This window comes from Exiguobacterium aurantiacum DSM 6208 (assembly GCF_000702585.1).
Classification (GTDB): Bacteria; Bacillota; Bacilli; order Exiguobacteriales; family Exiguobacteriaceae; genus Exiguobacterium; species Exiguobacterium aurantiacum.
In genome coordinates this window covers 2780030-2802895 of record NZ_JNIQ01000001.1, presented here as the reverse complement: position 1 = coordinate 2802895, position 22866 = coordinate 2780030, and the positions used below count along the sequence as shown (strand labels likewise).

The 22866-nt window shown below is 52.5% G+C and carries 24 protein-coding genes; 21 read left to right on the top strand and 3 right to left on the bottom strand.

Going from position 1 to position 22866, the window contains the following annotated elements; genetic code table 11:
* Positions 1 to 133: 133 nt before the first annotated feature.
* From P398_RS0114755 to P398_RS0114655, 21 genes are all read left to right on the top strand, one after another.
* Entirely contained in the window at positions 134 to 1306 is a 1173-nt protein-coding gene (locus P398_RS0114755; protein ID WP_051638928.1) for a NosD domain-containing protein, read from the top strand.
* Positions 1306 to 1869: a nitrous oxide reductase accessory protein NosL gene (locus tag P398_RS0114750; RefSeq protein ID WP_034799264.1), complete on the top strand. Its 564-nt coding sequence runs from the start codon at positions 1306 to 1308 to the stop codon at positions 1867 to 1869. The genes P398_RS0114755 and P398_RS0114750 overlap by 1 nt, the downstream gene beginning before the upstream one ends.
* 3 nt (positions 1870 to 1872) lie before the next feature.
* Positions 1873 to 2667 (top strand): ABC-2 transporter permease, encoded by a 795-nt coding sequence (locus P398_RS0114745; RefSeq protein ID WP_029335967.1) that lies wholly within the window; start codon positions 1873 to 1875, stop codon positions 2665 to 2667.
* On the top strand, positions 2660 to 3376 hold the full coding sequence (locus P398_RS0114740; protein WP_024371670.1) for an ABC transporter ATP-binding protein: 717 nt from the start codon (positions 2660 to 2662) through the stop codon (positions 3374 to 3376). The genes P398_RS0114745 and P398_RS0114740 overlap by 8 nt, the downstream gene beginning before the upstream one ends.
* 62 nt (positions 3377 to 3438) lie before the next feature.
* Entirely contained in the window at positions 3439 to 4899 is a 1461-nt protein-coding gene (locus P398_RS0114735) for an MDR family MFS transporter (RefSeq protein WP_029335964.1), read from the top strand.
* Positions 4900 to 4935: 36 nt separating this feature from the next.
* Positions 4936 to 6036, top strand: coding sequence for a PQQ-dependent sugar dehydrogenase (locus tag P398_RS0114730; RefSeq protein WP_029335963.1), 1101 nt, complete (start codon positions 4936 to 4938; stop codon positions 6034 to 6036).
* A 95-nt stretch (positions 6037 to 6131) separates the two neighbouring features.
* The gene (locus tag P398_RS16440) at positions 6132 to 7340 is read left to right on the top strand and encodes a M48 family metallopeptidase (protein WP_147287417.1); all 1209 of its coding nucleotides are present in this window, start codon (positions 6132 to 6134) and stop codon (positions 7338 to 7340) included.
* 96 nt (positions 7341 to 7436) lie between these two features.
* Positions 7437 to 9188 (top strand): sensor histidine kinase, encoded by a 1752-nt coding sequence (locus P398_RS0114720; protein WP_029335959.1) that lies wholly within the window; start codon positions 7437 to 7439, stop codon positions 9186 to 9188.
* On the top strand, positions 9185 to 9892 hold the full coding sequence (locus P398_RS0114715; protein WP_029335955.1) for a response regulator: 708 nt from the start codon (positions 9185 to 9187) through the stop codon (positions 9890 to 9892). The genes P398_RS0114720 and P398_RS0114715 overlap by 4 nt, the downstream gene beginning before the upstream one ends.
* Positions 9893 to 9907: 15 nt before the next feature.
* On the top strand, positions 9908 to 10621 hold the full coding sequence (deoD, locus tag P398_RS0114710) for a purine-nucleoside phosphorylase (protein ID WP_024371664.1): 714 nt from the start codon (positions 9908 to 9910) through the stop codon (positions 10619 to 10621).
* Positions 10622 to 10755: 134 nt separating this feature from the next.
* Positions 10756 to 11922 (top strand): MFS transporter, encoded by a 1167-nt coding sequence (locus P398_RS0114705; RefSeq protein WP_034799261.1) that lies wholly within the window; start codon positions 10756 to 10758, stop codon positions 11920 to 11922.
* A gap of 103 nt (positions 11923 to 12025) precedes the next feature.
* Positions 12026 to 13411 (top strand): aldehyde dehydrogenase, encoded by a 1386-nt coding sequence (locus tag P398_RS0114700; protein WP_029335953.1) that lies wholly within the window; start codon positions 12026 to 12028, stop codon positions 13409 to 13411.
* A gap of 117 nt (positions 13412 to 13528) precedes the next feature.
* A complete protein-coding gene (locus tag P398_RS0114695) occupies positions 13529 to 14290 on the top strand; it encodes a Crp/Fnr family transcriptional regulator (RefSeq protein ID WP_235263442.1) in 762 nt (253 codons plus the stop codon).
* A gap of 188 nt (positions 14291 to 14478) precedes the next feature.
* Entirely contained in the window at positions 14479 to 14598 is a 120-nt protein-coding gene (locus P398_RS16840; protein ID WP_228615964.1) for a cytochrome c oxidase subunit 2A, read from the top strand.
* 24 nt (positions 14599 to 14622) lie between these two features.
* Positions 14623 to 15093, top strand: coding sequence for a cytochrome c oxidase subunit II (locus P398_RS0114685; protein WP_024371660.1), 471 nt, complete (start codon positions 14623 to 14625; stop codon positions 15091 to 15093).
* Position 15094: 1 nt separating this feature from the next.
* Positions 15095 to 16780: a b(o/a)3-type cytochrome-c oxidase subunit 1 gene (locus P398_RS0114680; RefSeq protein WP_034799259.1), complete on the top strand. Its 1686-nt coding sequence runs from the start codon at positions 15095 to 15097 to the stop codon at positions 16778 to 16780.
* Positions 16781 to 16830: 50 nt separating this feature from the next.
* On the top strand, positions 16831 to 17436 hold the full coding sequence (locus P398_RS0114675) for a kinase (protein WP_029335950.1): 606 nt from the start codon (positions 16831 to 16833) through the stop codon (positions 17434 to 17436).
* A gap of 134 nt (positions 17437 to 17570) precedes the next feature.
* Positions 17571 to 17963, top strand: a complete 393-nt coding sequence (locus P398_RS0114670; RefSeq protein WP_024371657.1) for a GntR family transcriptional regulator — start codon at positions 17571 to 17573, stop codon at positions 17961 to 17963.
* Positions 17941 to 18621: an ABC transporter ATP-binding protein gene (locus P398_RS0114665; RefSeq protein ID WP_029335949.1), complete on the top strand. Its 681-nt coding sequence runs from the start codon at positions 17941 to 17943 to the stop codon at positions 18619 to 18621. The genes P398_RS0114670 and P398_RS0114665 overlap by 23 nt, the downstream gene beginning before the upstream one ends.
* Positions 18618 to 19421 carry a membrane protein gene (locus P398_RS0114660; RefSeq protein WP_029335947.1) on the top strand — a complete coding sequence of 268 codons (804 nt, stop codon included), beginning with the start codon at positions 18618 to 18620 and terminating at the stop codon, positions 19419 to 19421. The genes P398_RS0114665 and P398_RS0114660 overlap by 4 nt, the downstream gene beginning before the upstream one ends.
* Before the next feature lie 10 nt (positions 19422 to 19431).
* Positions 19432 to 20529, top strand: a complete 1098-nt coding sequence (locus P398_RS0114655) for a hypothetical protein (RefSeq protein WP_029335945.1) — start codon at positions 19432 to 19434, stop codon at positions 20527 to 20529.
* A 31-nt stretch (positions 20530 to 20560) separates the two neighbouring features.
* On the opposite strand, the gene P398_RS0114650 is transcribed toward P398_RS0114655, so the two are convergent.
* Genes P398_RS0114650 through P398_RS0114640 form a run of 3 tightly spaced genes read right to left on the bottom strand, consistent with a single transcriptional unit; the run spans position 20561 to position 22842 of the window.
* Positions 20561 to 21202 (bottom strand): hypothetical protein, encoded by a 642-nt coding sequence (locus tag P398_RS0114650; RefSeq protein ID WP_029335944.1) that lies wholly within the window; start codon positions 21200 to 21202, stop codon positions 20561 to 20563.
* Positions 21199 to 22365 carry a DEAD/DEAH box helicase gene (locus P398_RS0114645; protein WP_051638926.1) on the bottom strand — a complete coding sequence of 389 codons (1167 nt, stop codon included), beginning with the start codon at positions 22363 to 22365 and terminating at the stop codon, positions 21199 to 21201. The genes P398_RS0114650 and P398_RS0114645 overlap by 4 nt, the downstream gene beginning before the upstream one ends.
* Before the next feature lie 54 nt (positions 22366 to 22419).
* Positions 22420 to 22842: a hypothetical protein gene (locus P398_RS0114640; protein WP_029335941.1), complete on the bottom strand. Its 423-nt coding sequence runs from the start codon at positions 22840 to 22842 to the stop codon at positions 22420 to 22422.
* Positions 22843 to 22866 lie beyond the last annotated feature (24 nt).

The window sequence follows — 22866 nt, the reverse complement described above, 5'->3', positions numbered from 1 at the left end:
CGGCAAAACGACCCCTTTGCCGTTTGTGTTTTTTTTATGAAGAAATTGTCACGGGAATCCCATATAAACCACACACATACCCCCTTGGGTTTTCGTACAATATGTTCTGTAAGCGGTTCACTAAGGAGGGGTTATGAAACGATACGCATGGATTGCCGCGTTGCTCATGTTGGCGACGCCTGTCGGGGCAGAAGAGGACATGGAGACCGTTCAGCTCGAGGAGCCGATTGTCATCGGGTCGAACGAGACGTTCGATGGTTCCGGAAAACGTTTCGTCAGTTGTGACCAACCTGCGTTCCGCATGGAAGGGACAGGGGCGTTGCTTGAAAATGTGAAGATTGAGCAGTGCGCGCAAGCGGAAGTCCCCGCCGTCGAGGTTACGGGACTCGGTCATCAATTGATTGACGTGAACGTCCGAGGTGCTGGGATTAACGTCGCGAACAGTTACGGCGTCCGTCTCATCCGTCCGCTCATTATCGGGAACGGTCGAGCGGAAGGGATCTCGCTGATCGACAGCGAGGCGTCTATCGTGATTGGCGCCATCATCCATCACGCACGAGATGGGATTTACGTGGAGAACGGTTCCATGCACCAGATGACGCGTCCGCTAGTGACAGACTCGAGGTATGGGATTCATCTCATGTTCCCGAAAGATGTCGTCATTACTTCTCCGAACCTTCATGGGAATGGGGCAGGGGCGATGATCATGGGGACAGAGCGTGTCCGGATCGAGAACGGTCAAATTCACGATCAAACCGGTGCGTCGGCGACTGGAATCATGTTGTTTGAGGCACTCGAGACGACCGTCCGTGCGAACGCGATTTTTGGCAACCGGGTCGGCCTCTATGCTGAAAAGTCGGATTGGACGCTCATCTATGACAACGGCATCAACGGAAACGACGTCGGTCTACGCTTCAAACGGGCGAACGAGATGACGATGGAAGGAAACGATCTGACAGGAAATCGCTATCCGGTGCTCTCGTTCGAGTCGGCACATAACGACGTCAAAGGAAATGAGTGGGGCGGACAGACGCTTGATGTGACCGGCGACGGCTTAAGTGATCTCCCGTTCCGGTCCGATCCTTATCTGTTCTTATTGGCAGATACATATGAAGCGTTCGAGTTGTTGTACGGTTCGCCGGGACTGGCCGTGCTCGAACACGTGCTCCGCAGCCCCGATGACGTCGTCCTCACGGACGTCGGACCCCGTGTCGAGACGAGACGCGTCTCTTGGAGCGGCTCGGTCGGTGCGGCCGTGATGAGCAGTTTAATGATTTTATTATGGGTATTTGGGAGGAAACGATGATGAAGACGTATAAAAAGATGACTGGATTACTCGCTGTCACAGGATTAACGCTTGCGCTTGGTGCTTGTTCAAACGCATCGGCCGAGCCGTTTGAGATTAAATGGGGCGAGACTGAGTGTGAAGTGTGCAAGATGAAAATTATGGACGAGCAGTTCGCTGCTGAAGCGATCATGACGAACGGGAAAGGGTATGCGTTCGATGATATCGGTTGCTTGATGCGCGACTGGTACCCTGAACAAAAAGAAGCCGATATTGCGGCGATGTACGTGAAAGACTATAACACGAAAGATTGGGTCGACCTCGAGGAAGGGACGTTCGTCTATGACAAAGCGTCGAAGACACCAATGGCTTATAACATCTTGTCATTTGCCGAAGCGACTGATGCGGAAGCTTATGTGGAAGAGAACGGTGGCACGGTGATGGAGTTCGCCGATTTAAAAGAGCACGCATGGGAACGCGGAGAAATGAAAGGGCACAAGCACATGCACTCTGATGATGAGGCTGAAACAGACGAGATAAGCGACGCTCACTCGGAATCATCTTCTGACGGTCATGGACACTAAGTGATGTTGTGGCGAATGGAATGGTCGCAAGCACTTCGCCAAAAGGAGAGTTACGCCTTCCTCATCGCCTGGCTGTTTACTCTCGTTTTGCTTGGAGGAGTCGGGCAGTCGCTTCCGGTAGCGACGGCGTATACGAACATCAAGGCGACGCTCGTGACGGTGATCGGCCTCGTGCTACCGCTCTTTGTTTTGTTGACGACGTCGCTCAAGTGGGCGAACGAACTCGAATCGAAGCGGCTACGCCTTCTTTCGACGTATCCGATTGCGATGAGTCGGATCATCTTGGTGCGATATAGCGCGTTTCTTGCTGCTCAAGCCGTCGTCATCACGCTCGCCTTCTCCCTTGCCTCTTTTCTCGTCAGTTTATCGCTTGAGTCGTGGCTCACCTTGTGGGGATATGCCCTCGGGCTCACGGCTTATGCGGCGGGCATCGGCACGTTGATTGGGGTGGCAGGACGTACCCGGCTTCGCGCCGTGCTCTATTCTTTCGTCTTGTGGGTCGTCGTGATTTTACTTTGGCCCACGCTTCTTGTCGCGACGTTGACATGGTTGCCATACGGTATTCAAGCGAACGCGATGGTAGGGCTCCTCTATTTGAACGGATTCGAACTGCTGCGTGTCTGGGTGAGCGCCGTCTCGGCCGCGCCTGACTTGTTCGGGGCGATCTATGAGTCGTTCATCGGTTGGCTCGGTCAACCGCTCGGTGCCATCTCGGTCACGATCGCGATCGTCAGTGTCATCATGTTCACGTTGTTCGGGGCGACGTTCATGTTACGTCAGGAGGGACGCCATGATTGAATTGAGTCAAGTCGGGAAACGTTATGGGGCGACGTGGTCGCTCCATCCGCTCGATGGGACGATTGAGACAGGACGTGTCGTTGCTTTATGTGGCAGCAACGGGGCCGGGAAGTCGACACTTCTCAATTTGATGAACGGCACGATCGCCCCGAGTGTCGGCCACATCTCTTTAAACGGGGAGACGACCCGCCGTCGCAACGGGTTCAATCAAACGTTTGGTTACATGCCGGACGATTTCGCGTTTGACCCGTCATGGACGGTGAAAGAGACATACGTCTATTACGCGTTGCTCCAGCGAGCGAAGCCGGACGTTTCCTTGCTACGGCGCGTCGGACTCGATGACAAGATGGGACGACGGGTCGGGGAACTGTCGAAAGGGATGCGGCAGCGGCTGTTGTTGGCTCAAGCGCTCGTCACGACGCCCGATATTTTGCTTCTCGACGAGCCGACGAATGGACTCGACCCGCTATGGATGCGTTCGTTGAGTCAGTTGTTACGCGAAGAAGCGGACCGAGGGGCGACGATCGTACTGTCGACGCATCAGCTTGACGTCGCAGCGATGTTGGCCGATGAGGTATGGGTGCTCGAAACAGGGAAGCTCATCGGCCGCGTCGTCGTTCATGATGAAACGGCATACGACGAAATTCGTCGATTCTTTTTTGGGATTGAAGTTGACACTTGTCAAACGGACGTCTCTCGCACAAAATAATAGACAGTGAAGTGGCGTGCGGAACCTACCGGCGCCACTATTTTGTTGGGGAGATGAATCGAATGAGAAAGAATGTCACGATCGCCTTGTTATTGGCGACGTTTTTAGCAGCGATTGAAGGGACGGTCGTTTCCGTCGCGACACCGGTCATCGCGAGCGATTTGAACGGGGCGGCACTCGTCAGTTGGGTGTTCGCGTCTTATTTACTATTCACCGCCGTATCGACTCCTATTTACGGTAAAGTCGCCGACTTGTTCGGGCGTAAACGCGTCTTGTTGTTCGGAATCGGTTTGTTCACTGTTGCTTCGCTTCTATGCGGACTCGCGGGATCGATGGAGCAACTCATTATTTTCAGGGCGCTCCAAGGGCTCGGTGCCGGGGCGGTGCTGCCGATCTCGATGACGATTATCGGAGACTTATATAAATATGAGGAGCGCGGAAAAATCCAGGGGATTTTGAGTGCCGTCTGGGGCGTGTCCGGTGTGCTCGGGCCGGTCATCGGTGGTTTCTTGGTCGAAACGTTGTCGTGGCGCTACGTCTTTCTATTGAACGTACCTTTCGCGCTCCTGTCGTTTTTAATGATTGTCGTGTTCTACAAAGAAAAGGTTACGGAGACGACCGAACGAATCGATGTCAAAGGCGCCCTCTTGTTTGCCGGTGGGACGTCAGCTTTTTTGTATGCCCTTATCACGTTCAGTGAGACGAACGTGTGGACGGTACCGGTCATCGTCAGCGGGATTGCCAGCGTCGGTCTCCTGACGAGTTTCTTCATGTCGGAGCGTCGAGCCGCGACGCCGCTATTGCCGCTTGATCTGCTGAAGCAACCGATCATCGCCTCGATCAATGGGGCTGTCTTCTTCGCGGCGTGGGTGCTCGTGTCGATGTCGGCGTACATTCCGATCTGGGCGCAGGCTGTCCTCGGAAAGTCGGCGACAGAGGCAGGGTTCATGCTCATGCCGTTGTCGGTGGCGTGGACGTTCACGTCGATCATTGGAGGGCGAACGCTCGGGGCGGCTTCGCCAAGGCGCCGTGCCGTCACAGGAATGAGTCTCTTGCTGGTCGGGACGATCATTTTGACGTTTCTCACCCAGTCGAGCCCGGACGTGTTCATCTATCTCGCCGTCGCCATCATCGGCGTCGGCTTCGGATTGTCGCAACAGATGTTCATCGTCGTGTTGCAAACGGTCGTCTCGTACCGTCAACGAGGGACGGCCACGGCGGCGAATTCATTTTTAAGTACGGTCGGGCAGACGCTCGGTGTCGCCATTTTTGGTGCGATATTCAACTTTATCGTCTTGAGCGGATTCCGGAACGATGAGATGTTGCGCGGTGCCTCTCTCGAATCGTTCTTCAACCGGACGACAAGTGCGGCGCTTGACGAGACCGTCCGCTTACAAGGAGAGCAATTGATTGCGACCGGTCTGAACACCGTCTTCGTTGGAGCGGCGTTGGCAGCGTTCATCGCCCTTTTGATCGCCTTGCGCTTGCCCGCTCGCCCACCCGAACCTTCACGTGACAACTAAAGTCGCGGTATGATGGTGGAAAGGGAGGCGGTCAAATTGAAACGATGGATCCTACTCTTGTCTCTCGTCTTCGTCGCCGGATGTGCGTCCGAACCGACAGAAGACGCTGTACAAGAAGAAACACCGGTCGAAGAGGCGCCTGAGCAAACGGAAGAAGAAGGCGGACAGACGGATGAGTCGACGGAAGCACGATTGTCGATCGGGACGAGTGAGGCGCTCGCCGGACAACTCGATGTACCGTGGTCGATTGCGCGGACTGAAGACGGCTGGCTCGTCTCGGAACGGGGTGGTACGATCGCGGTCATTGGAGCGGACGGGAACGTGGACCGACAACCGGTCGAGTTGACCGAGGATGTTCTCGAAATCGGGGAAGGCGGGCTCCTTGGGTTGGCGCTGACAGATGACTTCGATACGTCCCGTCAGCTGTATGCCTACCATACGTATGGGACGCCTGGGGACGTTAAAAATCGCGTCGTCGAGCTGACGTGGGACGGCGAACGGTTTGAAGAGACGAGCATCGTGCTCGAAGATATCCCCGGTGCCCAGTTCCATAATGGTGGACGCTTGCTCCTCGACGATGACATGCTCTGGGTCACGACCGGTGATGCGCTCGTGCCCGATCTCGCCCAAGATAATACATCACTCGCTGGAAAGATTCTTGCTGTCCCGCTCTCGGGTGAAGGTGAGCCGGTCGACTGGATTTATTCTTCGGGCCATCGTAATCCGCAAGGGCTGGCGCTTGTCGACGGGGTCCTCTATGCGAGTGAGCACGGGGCATCCGGTCACGATGAAGTGAATATCATCGAACGCGGCAACAACTACGGCTGGCCGCTTATCGAGGCGGAAGAGACCGGCGACGGATTAGAGACGCCTTGGTTCGAAGTCGGATCGACGTCGTGGGCCCCGTCCGGCATCATCGCGGATGAGGATTACGTCTATATGGCGACGTTACGCGGAAATCGACTCGTCGCCCTTGAGCGGGAGACGAGAGAAGTGACGGCGATTGTCGAAGACAAAGGCCGAATCCGTGACGTCTGGCTCGAGGGAGACCGTCTATATTACATCACGAACAATACGGATGGGCGAGGCAATCCCGGCTCTGAAGACGATCAATTGTATAGCGTGACAATTCGATAGAAACTGACACTTCGTCAGTTTCTATTTTTTTGTTGCTTTTTAGAAGGAAGCCGCTATAATTATGTTGTTAATTGGAAAATGAAGGGGAATATTACGTGAATCAAACAAAACTTATCCATAAGCACGAAAACTTGTATTTCGGCTTGCTCGTCGCATCGAGTATTATGACAATTCTTTTAGCCATCGTCTTAACGATCGCATCGCTCGGCTTCTTTTTAGTCATCATCGGCTTCATCGTGTCGTTGTCGATGTTCGCCCACTGGATTCAAATCGGTTACATCCGGACGAACGGGGTGAAAGTGACCGAACGTCAATTTACGGACTTATATGAGACGTATCAACGCGTCGGTCAAGGGATGGGCATCCGGATGTTGCCGGACGTCTACATCTTGCAAGCCGGAGGGATTTTGAACGCGTTCGCGACACGGTTCTTCCAAAAGAATATGATCATTTTGTATTCCGACATCGTTGAATTGTCTCGGAACGGTCAAGTGAAAGAAGTCGAGTTCATTATCGCGCATGAACTGGCCCATATCCGTCGCAACCATGTGCAAAAACAATGGCTCGTCTTGCTCGGGAATATCGTCCCGTTCCTCGGCTCGGCATACTCACGTGCTTGCGAATATACGTGCGACCGGATGGCGGCCCACTATATTCAAGACGAAGCGGCAGCGAAACAGGCGCTTACCGTCCTCGCTGTCGGTGGTACACTCGCCAAGGAAGTGAACGAGTTCGATTATTTACAAGAGGCGAGCCGCGAGAACGGCTTTATCGCCAAATACAGCGAACTCATCTCGACACATCCGACGTTACCGAAACGTATCGCCGCCATCGCCACGGCAGCTGGCGAAGTGAATGTACCGGTATTCAAGACGGCCGGCTACGTCAAAGCGTCGATCATCGGGACGATTGCCATGACGGTCGTGTTGAACGTGGCCCTTATCGCGTGGCTCGTCACGAGTGACGGGTTCACGAGCCTCGCCTCGCCGTCGTTTGGCGAAGGGTTCGCCGATACGCTGTCGGAAGAGCCGCTCCAACAGTTGACGTATGACAACGCAGGGGCGGATGCGATCCGCGAGGAGTTGGCGAACGGGGCGGACATCAACATGCAAGACAGTTATGGCGACACGCCGCTTCATAACTTGTTGTACAACGATGGAATGGATTATGATTCGTTGGTGCTGTTGCTTGAGAGCGGAGCCGATGTCACAATCGAGAACAACGACGGGATGACACCGATCGATGTGGCGAAAGATTGGAGCCATGAGTTTGGGATCGTCGAACTCCTTCGCTCATATGAATAAAACGTTGACTTAGCCCTTGTAAACGAAGGGCTAAGTTTTTTTTTGAAGGTTGTTGCAAGCGTTTGCATGACCCGTGATATAATCAAGTCGGGAGGGATGACGGTGAATAGCATTCGAACGAAACTGACAGGGATGATCGCGTTGACAATCATCGTTCCAGTCATTTTAGCGACAATCGTTTCCTACTGGTACGTGAAGGACCGTGAGCGTGAACGCGGTCTCCAACTGACCGAATGGTCGCTCGAACGGGGGACGTTGCAGTTTGAACGGTACATATCTGATTTGAGCCGTCTCCCGACGAGTTTATATGCCAATCGCGACGTGCTCGACATTTTAGAGTACGGTCCCGGGTTGTCGCTCGAACAGACCGAACTTGAAGTACGGCGGGCACTTCTCGGCATGTATTTATCCCGTGAGGACGTCGCGCAAATCCAGCTGCTCATTCTCGAGGACATGGACTCGTTCGCGGCTTACAAAATGAAAGTGTCCCCGCGTTCGAAAAAGCAACCGAGTGCCATCCAACAGCAATTATTGAAGTACGAGGAGAGCCGCGTCTTGCTTGAGGCGTCGCATCCGCTCGTCCCGTATCATGATTTTGGACCGCTCGTCTCAGAAGAAGACGTCGTCACACTTCACTTCCGGCTCGATAAAATCGAGACAGACAAGCCGCTCGCCATCTTGTCGATCGATATTCCAGAGGACGTCTTTATCGGTCAACTCGCCTCACTCCAAAACAATCCGGGTGAGAGTCTTTGGTTCGTCGGTGCAGGTGACCAAGTATTCGCCCACCTCGGTGACGAGGCGATTCCGGAAACGGTGGCGCCGACGTCGGTGTCGAGTGACGGAAAACACCATCGGATCATCAAGTCGTTCGAGTTCGAGAATCAACACTTTTACGTTGGGAAATCGATTCCAGACCGTCTATTGACCGAACCGGCCTCACGGACGTCATTTATCATTTTTATCGTCGGGGTCATTTCGCTTATCTTGGCGCTCATCGGTGCCACGTACGCATCGATTCGTTTGACGACGCCGATTAAGACGCTCACGTCTAACATTTGGCGAATCGAGCAAGGGGACATGACGGTCTCGTTTGATTCCCTCGGAAATGATGAGTTCGGTGTGCTCGGCCGTCAATTCAAACGAATGATTGAGCGAATTGATGATTTGATCCAACGAGAATATCGCCTCGCGCTTGAAAACCGGACGAATGAGCTACGGGCGCTACAAGCACAGACGAACCCTCATTTCTTGTTCAACGCCTTGCAATCGATCGGCACGCTCGCCTTGAAAGGAGACGGCAAAACGGTCTATCGCTTGATCACCCAGCTCTCATCGATGATGCGTTATACGATGCATCCTGATGAGTCGATGGTGAAGTTAAAAAAAGAAGTCGATCATTTGGACTCTTACGTTCGACTGCAACACGTGCGTTTTCCTGACCAATTCTCTGTCGAGGTCGATGTACCCGAATCGCTGAAAAACTTGATCGTTCCGAAAATGATTTTGCAGCCGCTAGCGGAAAACTTTTTCAAGCACGGCTTTGAACGAGACGGGGCGTCCAATCGCTTTACGCTTCGCATCCGTCAAAACGGGGACGAACTCGTCATCCATTGTGAGAATAGCGGACGCCTCCTCCCGCACAATGAATTGGTGGCGTTACAGGAACGGATTGAACGGTCATCGATCCCGTTAAATGGGGCGGAAGGCACCGGTTTAAAGAACATTCGGGATCGACTCATGTTAAACTATAATCGGGAGGCTGAATTTATGTTGGCTACACCAGAGACAGGCGGATTTCGCATCGTCATGCGCTTTCCGGCCGTGAAGGAGGCAGATGCGTCATGACAAAAGTGTTGATTGTCGACGACGAGTCACCGGTACGGGAAGCGGTCAAGTTGCTCGGAGAATGGGAGCGGCTCGGCGTCACGAACGTGATCGAAGCAAGCGACGGGGATGAGGCGAAAGCAATCATCGTCAAGGAACGTCCGGCACTCGTATTATCGGATATTCAAATGCCGCGTTGTAACGGGATTGAGTTGATGGAATGGTTGCACCGAGAAGCCGAAGCGACGAAACTGATCGTCTTGACCGGGTATGACGAATATTCATACATGCGACGGGCGATTCAGCTAGAGAGTTTCGATTACTTGCTGAAGCCGATCGATCCGGACGTCTTGAACGACACGCTCGAGCGGGCCCTTGTCGATGTGCGTCCGACAGAGGACGACCCGATTTTACAAATCGGCGCCTATATCGAACGTCACTACGCGGAAGAACTGAGTCTGCAAGGAATGAGTGAGCGCTTTTTTTTGAGTCGCGAATACATATCGCGGCGCTTCAAGCAGCAGTATGGCGTCAACTTATCAGAGTACTTGCTCTCGATTCGCATGCTCGAGGCCAAACGTCTCCTTGAGACGAGTAGACAACGTATTTACGAGGTCGCCCAAGCAGTTGGTTTTTCGGACGACAAATATTTCCGAAAAGTCTTCAAAAAACAAGTTGGTGTTACCCCGAATGAATATCGGGAACAATACCAACAACAAGTTTAAAGGAGGAAATAAATCATGAGTGTACACATTGGGGCACAAGAAGGACAAATCGCAGAAACGGTATTACTTCCAGGAGATCCGCTTCGTGCGAAATATATCGCCGAGACGTTTCTAGAGGACGTCGAATTGTACAATGAAGTACGTGGTATGTACGGTTTCACAGGAACATACAAAGGAAAGCGCATCTCCGTTCAAGGGACAGGGATGGGTGTCCCATCGATGTCGATTTACGTGAACGAGTTGATCATGTCGTACGGCGCGAAAAACTTGATCCGTGTCGGGACTGCCGGCGGGATTCAAGAAGACGTCAAAGTCCGCGACGTCGTCATCGCGATGAGCGCATCAAGTGAGATGGGGCAGAACCGTGTCCGTTTCGATGGAATGGATTATGCACCGACTGCGACGTTCGACCTCCTACATCGTGCATATATGAACGCTGAGAAAGCGGGCATCCCAGTAAAAGTCGGTCAAATCTTCACGGCCGACCAATTCTATCAAGATGACTTCCACCACTTCAAGAAGTGGGCCGACTTCGGTTGCCTCGCGATTGAAATGGAAGCAGCTGGCCTTTATACGCTTGCAGCCAAACATAAAGTCAACGCGTTGACGATTCTCACGATCTCGGACCACTTGTTGACAGGTGAAGAGACGACATCGGAAGAGCGTCAATCGACGTTCGACGAAATGATTCGCGTCGCCCTCGACACGGCCGTCGAAGTGACAAATTAATCGGGTGCCCTACAAATTCGTTTGTAGGGCATTTTTGTGTCGGTGTGCCGTGTCATCTATACAAAGTCAAGACGTCAAGCTAGACTGAAGCTGAAACTTAGTCACTGATTGACTGAGCGAAGGAGTTGAATCGCTTGAACAAGACGTCTGCATTCGTCATCTATAGTATCGTCTTTTTTGCTTTCTTTGATTTATTCGCCCAACTGCCCGTCATGAGCACGTTCGCCACTTCGGTCGGTGCGACACCGTTCCTTGCCGGTGTGGCGATTGCGATTTATTCATTATCGAACACGTTCGGGAATATTTTGTCTGGAGTGTGGACCGATCGGACGGGTCCGTTCCGGATTTTGCTCGCCGGTCTCGTCTTGTCGAGTGTCAGTCTTTTCATGTATCACGTCGTCGACACGCCGACAACGTTACTCGTCGTCCGAATCGTCCACGGCTTTGTCGCCGGTCTCATCGTCCCGGCCGCCTTCACCTTATCGGCCAACTTGACCGCCGCCAATCGGCAAGGGAAGAAAGTCGCCCTCACCGGTAGCTTTGTCGGACTCGCTGCCATCCTCGGTCCGGCGTTTAGCGGAATCATGGCGAGCCGGACGTCGGTCCCGGTCGTGTTTTCATTCGTCGCGTTTTATGGATTGGCCGTGGCGCTACTCGCTTTAGTCGTGTTACGTCAGTTGCGTCTGACCGGAAAACGGATTGACACTGATGAACAACCGGTGTCCGATGCGTTGCAACGCGACGTGTTGAAAGCGTACGTCGGTGCATTTTTGCTCATGTTCTCCCAAGGGGCGCTCGCTTATTTGTTGCCGCTCTATGTACAGGCGCTCGGGTATGATTCGCGGCTGAGCGGGACGCTGTTGAGCACGTTCGGGATTGTCGCCGTCCTCGTCTTTGTGCTGCCGACGAACCGGTTGTTCGATCGTGTTGAACCGACGAAGCTAGCCGCGCTCGGAATCACGATTCTCGGCGTGAGTCAGTTGCTCATCGGCACGTCTGGCAGTGCCGGCGCACTATACGCTGTCCTCGCCTTGTACGGTGTCGGCTTCGCCATCTTGTTCCCGGCCATCAACACGCTTTTGATCAAAGCGACAAACCGTGCCAACCGCGGCAAGTCGTACGGATACTTTTATGCGTTCTTCTCACTCGGGACGGTCGTCGGGTCGGCTTTACTCGGCTGGCTCACGATTCCGTTAACGAATAAATTCACCGTTACGGGAATCGTACTGCTCGGATCAGGGGTTGCTTTCTTTGCCTTAGAACAAATGAGGAAGCGGCTGTTATCACCAAAGTCAGAGTGAAACGAGATGGTTGTCGAAAGGTTCCGAGAAGGTTCAAAATGGTCGCGGGTGAGCCGAGAGTGATAAGATGGAGACAGCGTTATTAATCAAGGGAGGAACCTTCATGCTCGCACCAATCGAACAATTGACGATCGAGGAATTGATTCAAAAGCAACGTCGTTTCTTCAAAACACAAGCGACAAAGTCGTTAGCTTTCCGTCTCAGTATGCTGACGTTTTTGAAAGAGTCGATTAAACATTACGAGGCGGACATCATTGAGGCGTTACAAACAGATTTGAACAAATCGGAACTTGACGCGTTCACGACCGAGATCGGTTTCGTATATGATGAGATCACTCGGACGAGCCGAGAGTTGAAGCGGTGGATGCGCCCGAAACGAGTTAGAGGAGCGGCTATCCATTTGGGGACGAAGAGCGAGATCACGTATGAACCGTACGGGACGGTGTTGATCATCGCACCGTGGAATTATCCGTTCCAACTCGCGATGGCTCCGCTCATCGGAGCGATTGCAGCCGGCAACACGGCCGTCGTAAAGCCATCGGAACTCACGCCGAACGTGGCGCGTATGATCACGACCGTTCTCGAGCGCGCTTTCACAGACCGTTACGTCGTCAGCATTGAAGGCGATAAAGACGTGGCGACGGCACTTCTCGCTGAAAAGTGGGGACATATTTTCTTCACCGGTTCGACCGGGGTCGGAAAAGTCGTCATGGAGGCGGCGGCGAAGCAGTTGACGCCGGTCACGCTCGAACTCGGAGGGAAATCCCCGGCCATCGTCCATGAAGACGCCGTGATTGATGTGGCAGCCAAACGGATCGCGTGGGGCAAATGGATGAACGCCGGGCAGACATGTGTCGCGCCGGACTATGTCCTCGTCCATGAATCTCGCCGAGACGAGTTTCTTGAGGCAGTCAAACGAGAAGCGTTCACGATGTTCGGTAACGGCGTCGGCACGAAACGGTTCACGCGAATCGTCAACACGAACCATTTTGACCGCCTGGCAGGTTACTTAGCAGAAGGAGACATTTTCTTTGGTGGGGAGACCGACCGTGACAATTTGAAGATTGCGCCGACGGTGATGACGGATGTTGATGAATCGGCAAACGTCATGAAAGACGAAATTTTCGGCCCGATTCTCCCGGTCTTGACGTATCGAGATTTGGATGAAGCAATCGAGTTCGTATCGGCGCGGCCGCATCCGCTTGCCCTTTATCTCTTCACTGAGTCTAAAGAGATCGAACAAAAGACGTTCAAACACCTCTCGTTCGGTGGCGGCTGTGTCAACGACGTCCTCATGCATTTGACGAACCCGAACTTGCCGTTTGGCGGGGTCGGCGACAGTGGAATGGGTGCTTATCACGGACGTTACAGTTTTGAGACGTTCAGCCACGCCAAATCGATTTTACGGAACACGACGAAGTATGATTTGCCGCTTCGTTATCCGAACTTTAAAGCGGCAGAGAAGTTGATTCGTCTCGTGTACCGGTAAGCATGGAGACTGTGGCCCCGCCGCAGTCTTTTTTTCTAGAAAAGATAGAAGATTGTTTGAAATGTCACATACTTTTGTGATGAAATGGCATCTTCTCCTGTATAATAAACCCATACAATGAACGTACGAGACATTCAAGTGAATGAACGATGGAGGGAGCAGGAAATGATGTCGACGAAATGTGGAAAGACGCAACCGAACAGTTTTATCTTCTCAAACGAGACGAAACAGTTGTTGCTCGAGATGATGACGACTCAAGTTTATCCGAAAGCGAGCATCGTCTGTTGGGAAGGCGAGAAATGTGACAAATTCTTTTATATAAAGAGTGGTTCGGTCAAATTTACAAAGATCACGAAAAAAGGCAATCCGCTCGTCATGTTCTTATTCGGGTCGAATGATTTCTTCGGAGAGTTCGACATCGTCGAATCATATCCAAGCTCCTATAGCATTGAGACGACCGAGGAGAGTGTCATCGGGACCATCTCGAAACAAGAGCTGGAGACGCTCATGCAGCAGGATATCCGGTTCGCTGGTGAGATTATCCGGTGGACGTCGATGATGCGTAAACATTCAGAGATGAAAGTGCGCGATCTTCTCCTTTACGGCAAGCCAGGCGCACTCGCCTCGACATTGCTCCGGATGGCTGCGATGCACGGTATCGACGATGGCGAATCGATCATCATTCCGAGACATCCGTCCGATGGGGAGCTCGGTCAACTGATCGGCGCCCCGCGGGAGACGGTCAATCGTTTGATGAGTCAATGGCGCAAAGATGGCGTCTTGATGACGGCTCCGAATACGATCGAGATTCACGACCTCGATTTCCTAAAAGAGTTATGTCACTGTGAAGGCTGTCCGGCTGGAATTTGCCGATTATAACTGAAACGCAACCGTCTCTTCGTGAGACGGTTTTTTTGTGTGACTGCATGTGTCATTTGTGAACTTTATGTGTGTAAACTACGCAAAAATGATGTGATTGTCACTTTTGAAGTGATAAAAGTCACATATAAATAACTGCTCAATCTCATACAATGAAGATGGAAATTATAGCGAAAGGGGTCCTTCACGTGGATAAGAACGGTGGACAAGAACCAGATTTGAAAGGAACGTTCACATCAGTCATGATCGTCGCGGGCGTCATCATCGCCATGTGGTCATCGGTCTTTTATTTATTCGTCACACGATAACAGAAACGAAAGGAGTCGCTCACGTTGCATATTCATAAGCTTGAGAAATATTGGTTAGTGTTTGGCATTATCTTATTGGCCGTGTTTTTGACTGTCCTCGGTGTATCGGCCTTTGCGGCCGGCAACCAACCGGCATCAGACGCCGATCTGGTCGACCCGGCGAAAGTACATCAAACGGCGCCGTTCGACAATCCTGGCCTTCACAAAATCGGGGACAACGAGTATGAACTCGTCATGGTCGCCCAGGCGTTCACGTTCACGCCTGGAAACGTCGAGATCCCGAAAGGTGCGAAAGTGACGTTCCTCGTTACATCACCTGACGTCGTTCACGGCTTTCAGCTCGTCGGTACGCCCGTCAACATGATGGTCGTCCCGGGACATATCAACTCGCTCACGTATACGTTCAAAGAAACGGGAGAGTTCTTGATTCTTTGCAATGAATACTGCGGTACGGGCCATCATATGATGGCGACTAAAATTAAGGTGGTGGAGTAACATGAACGACGTCGCTTCAAAGTTGAAACAATGGGAAATGGAACGGGGCGTGCCGGTGCCAAGTATCGGTGTGAAAGAGGCAAGGCTCGCTTACGCCCACGTCGTCATCTCGGTGCTCGCCGTCTTGATTGGTGCCCTGGCAGGGCTCATGCAGACGCTTATCCGGACCGGCATCATCCCGGAAGTGTTCGGCTACTATCAACTTTTGACCGCCCACGGCATCATGCTCGGTCTCGTCTTCACGACGATGTTCATCATCGGTCTCCTGTATGCGCTCCTCGCCAAGTCGTTCGGACGGTTCGAATCATTCCCGACCCGCGTCGCCTGGCTCGGTTTCTGGATGATCATCGCCGGGGCCGTGCTCGTCACGATCATGGTGCTCGCTAATAAAGCGACCGTGCTCTATACGTTCTATGCGCCGCTCATGGCCGACCCAATCTTCTATGTCGGTCTCGTCCTCTTCGTCGTCGGAACGTGGTTGTCAGCGTTCGCGATGTTCCGGATGTATGCGGACTACAAACGGGAAAATCCTGGGGTTCATCCGCCACTTCCGGCCTTCATGAGCATCATGACGATGCTGCTTTGGGTCATCGCCACACTCGGCGTCGCCGGGACGATTTTGTTCCAACTGCTCCCGCTCTCACTCGGGTGGAAAGATACGGTCGGAATCGAGTTGTCACGGACGCTGTTCTGGTACTTCGGTCACCCGCTCGTCTACTTCTGGCTCATGCCGGCCTACATCGTCTGGTATACGGTCGTGCCGAAAGTCATCGGCGGTAAGATCTTCTCGGATGCTCTCGCCCGGATGGCGTTCTTGTTGTTCTTGTTGTTCTCGTTCCCTGTCGGTTTCCACCACCAGTTGACGGAACCTGGCATCGACCCGTTCTGGAAGTTCGTCCAAGTCATCTTGACGTTCCTCGTCGTCATCCCTTCGTTCATGACCGCGTTCTCGCTGTTCGCGACGTTTGAATTGCGAGGCCGGGCGCTCGGTGCCCGCGGACTGTTCGGTTGGGTGAAGAAGATGCCTTACGGGGATGTCCGTTTCCTTGCACCTTTCGTCGGCATGTTGTTCTTCATCCCGGCCGGTGCCGGTGGGATCATTAACGCGTCGCACCAATTGAACGCGATGGTCCACAACACGCTTTGGGTCACCGGTCACTTCCATATCACGGTCGGGACGGCCGTCGCCTTGACGTTCTTCGGGACAGCGTACTGGCTTGTGCCGGTATTGCGTGGCCGGACGCTCACGAAAGCGATGAATCGCCTCGGCTTGATCCAAGCAGGGACTTGGGCGTTCGGGATGGCGATCATGTCGTACGCGATGCACATCTCGGGCCTTCAAGGAAACCCGCGTCGAACGGGTCCGGCGACTTACTTCTCGGACGCGCTCACGCGTGAATGGATCCCGTACCATATGGCAATGGCGATCGGTGGGACGATTCTCTTGATCTCCGTCCTCATCTTTGTCTATTCGATGTTCAACCTGTCATTCCTCGCGCCGAAAGGGGAAGAAGAGTTCCCGCTCGCCGAGACAGAGGAGGCGGCGATGGAGACACCTCGTTTCTTCGAGAACTGGAAATTGTGGATCACCGTGACGTTCGTCTTGATCGCGTTCGCTTACACGATTCCGATTTGGCACTTGATTGAGAGTGCACCGCCGGGAGCGCGCGGTTGGGTGCTCTGGTAAACTGAAGTCAGCCCTAGCGGCTGACTTTTTTTGTTAGAGGAGAGGAAAAGATGGAGACGCTGAAGGAGATCCTTCGAAACGAATACGTCAAACACTCGCCGGACCGGCCATTCGTCGTGGCGATTGACGGGTTGAGCGGTGCCGGGAAGACGACACTCGTCAATCAACTACGGGGCATCGTGCCGAACGAAATGAATTTCCACATTGACGACTTTATCGTCGAGCGGTTCAGGCGTTATGGGACGGGTGAACCCGAGGCGATGGAATACTATGCGCTCCAATGGGATGTCGACTTGCTCGTGGAGACGTTGTTCAAACCGCTTCAAGAAGGGCAGGCGACGCTGACGTTGCCATATTATGACCGCGACCGGGATGAGGTCATCAACCGAACGGTGGAAATCGCACCGAACGCACTCGTCCTCATCGAAGGCATCTTTTTGCTGCGTGACGAATGGCGGAGTTATTTCGATTACGTCGTCTATCTCGACTGCCCGCGGGAGGTCCGGTATGAGCGGGTTCTGCAACGCGATACATACATCGGGGACATGACGGAACGGCTCGCAAAATACGAGCGTCGCTATTGGCCGGGAGAGGCGCATTATCTCGAGACGGTCAATCCTAAAGTCAAGGCCGACCAGATCATTCAAATCGATTGACGTATCCGTGTAAGCAACGGATGCGTTTTTGTTTTGGATGGTTTTGACAAATAGTTGTTGACACCTAAGTGTATTATGATGATAATACAGTCAGATAGTGTATTAGTCGCATCATACACTTAGAGAGGTGGCCTATGATCATTCAATTCAACACGAGAGCCCCCGTCTATATCCAAGTCGTCGATTACTTCAAAAAGAAGATGGCGCTAGGAGAACTACAGGCGGGCGAAGAGATGCCGTCGCGGCGAGAGCTCGCGACCGAACTGAAAATCAATCCGAACACCGTCCAAAAGGCGTTCAAAGAGATGGAGGAACAACAATTGATTACGACCGAACGGAACCGTCCGAGTCGCGTGACGACGGATGAACACGTATTGACCCGGATTCGAACGGAGCTCGTCGATGAGGCGATCGCCGTCTTCGTCGAATCGATCCAAGAACTCGACGTCACGATGGATGAACTCGTCGATAAAATTAAACAGCAATACGAGGAGGGGAATCTCGATGATCGAAGTACTGGGAGTTAAAAAACGTTACCGCAAAAAGCAAGTACTTGAAGACGTGTCGTTCACGGCCCAAAAAGGAGAGATCACGTGCCTCATTGGTTTGAACGGGAGCGGGAAATCGACGATTTTAAAAGGCATTATGGGGCTCACGCCGTTTGATCGCGGCACGGTGCTCATCGATGGGGAGCCGCTTGATTTGAATCGCGTCGCGTTCGTACCAGATCACTCGACATTCCCGATTCACTTCACGATTGAGCAGTGCGAGGCGTTCATGCGCGACTTTTATCCGAAGTTCGATTCAAAACTATTCGCCCGTCTCGTCGACGAGTTCAAGCTGTTTCCGGAAGACAAGTTGAATGAGTTGTCGAAAGGGACACTCGCGAAAGTGAACTTGGCGCTCGGCATTGCACAAGACCCGGACTATTTATTGCTTGACGAACCATTCTCAGGCATCGATGTGTTTTCAAAAGAACAGATCGTCGAGTTGTTCTCGAGTGATGTGATGGAAGATCGGGGCGTGTTGATTACGACGCACGAGATTGAAGACATTGAATATTTGGTCGATAAGGCCGTCATGTTGAACCGGGGACGGATCGTCCGTGAGTTCGACGTCGAGGACGTCCGTTTCATTCACGGCAAGTCGATCGTTGATGTCATGAGAGAGGAGTACGGGGCATGAGCGTGTTGAAACTGATCAGTTGGGAGCTTGATCGCGTAAAGAAATCGTACTTGATCTTAGTCGGCGTGCTGTTGGCGCTGCAATTCAGCTGGCTAGGTGCTTTCTTATGGAGGCAGACTGCTACATATGAAGAAATGAGACTAGAGGGCATGACGGGTTATACGGTCTCGTTCGCGAATTACATCGGAAGCACTATTTTTACTCTATCGGTTGGTGTCGCAATCGTCGCGATGATTTTTTTCAGCGTCTGGATTTGGTATCGCGAGTTTCAAGGACGCGGCACATTTATGATGCGGTTGCTGACGATACCGACAGGGAGAATGAAACTGTTCATTGCGAAATTTGTGACAGTCATGATGCTCATTTTGGGCTTGTTCGCGATTCAATGGATGGCGTTGCTTTTGCAATATCAACTGTTCACTGCTTGGCTGAACGCCAAAATGATTCCGCTTCAAGGATCGTTTGAGAGGGCGATACAATTCGATTATCTTGCCATGATGTATCCAGAGAGTGGATTTAACTTCCTCGTGCATCAAGTGCTGATCGCATTTGTCGTGCTCGCACTCTTCACGTTCGTTTTAGTGGAGCGGGGGCTATGGCAACGGACGCTTTGGTCACCGGTCTTGGCGATTTGTGTAGTGAGTGGTTTGATTGCGTTGCCGACGCTTCTAATTATTTATTTTGAACGCTATTTGTTTATGGATGAACTGATTGGACTGTTCGGTTTAGGATTGATCGGGTTGGTCTTCGGGCTGACGTTGCTAAGCCGTCGTTTCCTTTCAAAAAAAATAAGTGTGTGAGGTGAATCGCATGAAACGAATGGTGAACGTGGTCGCCTTAGGTGTGATGATCACGGTAGGGCTCGCCACATATGCCGTCAGCGGGACGGAAAGTGGGACGGATTGGTCACTTCAAGTCGAATCCAATAAAAAGGTGTGGGAAGATCGAATCGTTCAAGTCGCTAAAGGGTCGATAGATCAGCCTTATACGCAGATCAATGTGACATTGAATGGGAGCACCTCCTCGCATAAGGGAAGTTACTTCGAGCAGCTCCTCGATTTTCGAGCGAATTTCGGGGAAGACTCTCGAGCGTTCAAACGAGCGCTGAAACAGTTGGATTATGCGCAACGCATTTGGACGACCGATGGGGAAGTGGCGATCGGCCAAAAAGACCGTGATACGTTAGTGGTGCTCAAATCAAAAGACGGTAAGGAAGTAGACGTTACCGAGTTTGGACAGGCACGAGAGATATTAGAAAGTGGTTGGAAGGGATTTTACGTTTACGACGATAAAGTCCACCTTCTGTACGATCAAAACTATGAAACGACGAACCATCACGTGGCAACGTTCGATGAATCGACGAAGACGTTCGTCACGCAAAAGATTGATCGATCCAAGACGTTGGTCGGAGGTGTCGTTGGGGCGGAATGGTCATGGTATCCGTCTGCGTATCAAGGTCAAGTGGCGACGGACAACCGCTATATTCCGATTCGCGCGACGGCGCTTGAGACGTTACAAGACGACACAGGTGAAGAATATATGTCAGAAATGGATCTACCAGGACTATTTGTCTATGACGCTAAAGAAAACAAAGTAGTGAAAGTGAACCAATCGGAAGAATTGAAAGGTACGCTATTCAAAGGTCATGAGTATCGTACGATTCAATCTGACGGAACGGAATTGATTATTGATTTAAACTCGTTGGAGCAGACGACTCGCCAAGCCATTCAAGGTACGGTCGGGTCAGTCACTTATGTCGATCAGTTAATCTATCATGTGCTTCCAACGACAGAAGGGGCTATGCTAGAAGTATATGATGAAGGAGATATGGTGTCGCGTGCTTCCATAAAAGCAGAGGGAGACAGCGATCAAGCGGCCAATCAAACCGTCGAGTATTATGTCTACTGATAGAAATAACCGAGAGGCGGCCGCCTCTCGGTTATTTTAGTGGTTTCGGGACGATGATCCCTTCTTCTAAATCGAGCAACAAGTCAATCAGCTCGGCGCAAAACTCTGGGAACTGATCGAGAAACGCACCGGGACCGACTTCGTCCGTGAAGTCGATATAGAGGTCCGAGACGTTCCCGGCCATTTTCGCCGGAAGAGCGAGAAACGCCGACCCGAAACGCCAGCTGCCACGGATGTCTAGCAGTTTCCCAAGCATCACATCGCCAGGTTCCCGTACTTCTGGAAGGGTCACGTTGTACGTTTCTTTCGTCTCCCAATCGCGTAAACCGTTCTCGGTCACTTCAAAGATGCTGCAGCGTGGGACGGCCAGACCGCGGAGGGCATGGTAGAGGGCCGGCGACATGTCCGCCTTATGCTCCGCCAAGTAGCGGCCGTGCGGTGTCATCCCGTCCTCGTCCGTCTCAAAGAAGACGGCCCAATCGATGAAAAGGTCGCGGAACAGTTCGGCGTCTTTCAAGTGCCACGTGCCTTCCGAGGCGATTTCTTGAATATAGTTCGTCCACTGCGTGCTTCGTGCAAGTGCCGCTTGCTCATACAATTTCTTCAGCTCGGCCAGCAATTCGGACTCTTCCACGAGCAACGGGAATGGAATCACTTTCCGGTCTTTTTTCATCGGCGCGGTCCTCGCTTGTTCGCGGGACGTTTGACGACCGGGGGTTTATCTTCGATTCGCTTCTCGATGACGTCGCCACGGTAAATTTCGAGCTCTTTCAATTCGACGCCGAGTTGACGGGCGAACGATTTCAAATGTTTCAAGTCCTCATCAGTCACGAGTGAGAGGACGGTGCCGGCCGCGTTCCCGCGCGCCGTCCGGCCTGAACGGTGGATGAAGTCGTCAATCGACTCCGGCAAGTCGAAGTGGACGACGTGTGTCACTTCTTCGATGTCGAGGCCGCGAGCGGCAAGGCCTGTCGTGATGAGGAGCGGATACTCGCCTTTACGGAACTCACGGAGCGTCTCGACGCGTTCCCGTTTTCCTTTCAAGCTGTCGAGCATGCGATAGTTGACGTTCATCTTCTCGAGCTCACCTTTTAATGGTGGCAAGAACGAGCGGTTGTTGATGAAGGCGAGCGCTTTGACGCCGTCGACGTGAGAGAGGCGGCGGAGCAGTTCTGGCTTATAGCGGCGTGTCGTCAACATGTAGCCATACGTCACTTGAGCACTTACGGCGCGCTCGATTTTGATGTGGACTGGCTCTGGTAAGAACGGGGCGGCCCATGCTTGAAGCGTATCCGTCAACGTCGCCGATACGAGCGCGATTTGACGATTCGATGCCGTATGTTTGATGATCCGTTCGGCCGCTTCTGTCAAACCGCTGTCAATGATTTGATCGGCTTCATCGATCACGATCGTATGCGTCTCGTGTAGTTTCAACTTTTTCTTATCGATCAATTCGACGAGACGCCCCGGCGTGCCGACGATCAAATGCGGTTTTTTCTTGAGGCGATCGATTTGGCGCTTCAGTTCGACGCCACCGATGAACGAGGCGATACGAACGTCACCTTTCTCGGTGAAACGTTGGGCCACTGCCTGGATCTGCATGACGAGCTCGCGTGTCGGAGCGACGATGACGACTTGGATCCGGTCGTTCGAGGCGTCGATTTTTTCGATAGCGGGTAAAAGGTAAGCGAGCGTTTTACCCGTTCCTGTCGGTGCTTCGATCGTGACGTCTTTTCCTTCTAATAGGGGCGGGAACGCTTCCGCCTGAACCGGCATCGGTTCCGTAAAGCCTAGGCGTTGCCAAGCTTCATTAATAAATGGTTTTGTAAAGTTCATATCATTTCTCCTTATCATTGGGCAAAAACAAAGGAAGCATAAGCGCTCCCTGTCTCAAATATAACGAACATGTTCAGTATCTCCGTCGAACGAGGAGCGAAGCGTTTGTGTGTACGTCTGGCCGTCTTCGAGGAGTTTGATGTGCACATCGACCCCGTCAGCCGTTCGATCGACACCTTCGATCGTGAATCCTTGGTATACGCGGTACTGTAATTCTGAAACGAGTTGCTCATACGGTTTCAATTCAGGGTGAGCCGCCACTACGACGATAGGACGGGAAATCAATGCTACGAGCAAGTGGTCGCGGTAATCGATGAAATCCTCGTTCTCGATGTCGTCGTCAAAGCGAATCCAAAACCCTGCGTCTTCAAATTCTGTGATAAATCCGTCACGCTGTTCGCCGGCTGCTTCTACTTTGAGAGAGACGCGGTCTCCGGTTTTTAAGTCGTGCTCGGCAGTCAATGGTTCATACGTCATGGGAAGAACCCCTTCCTCTTCTAC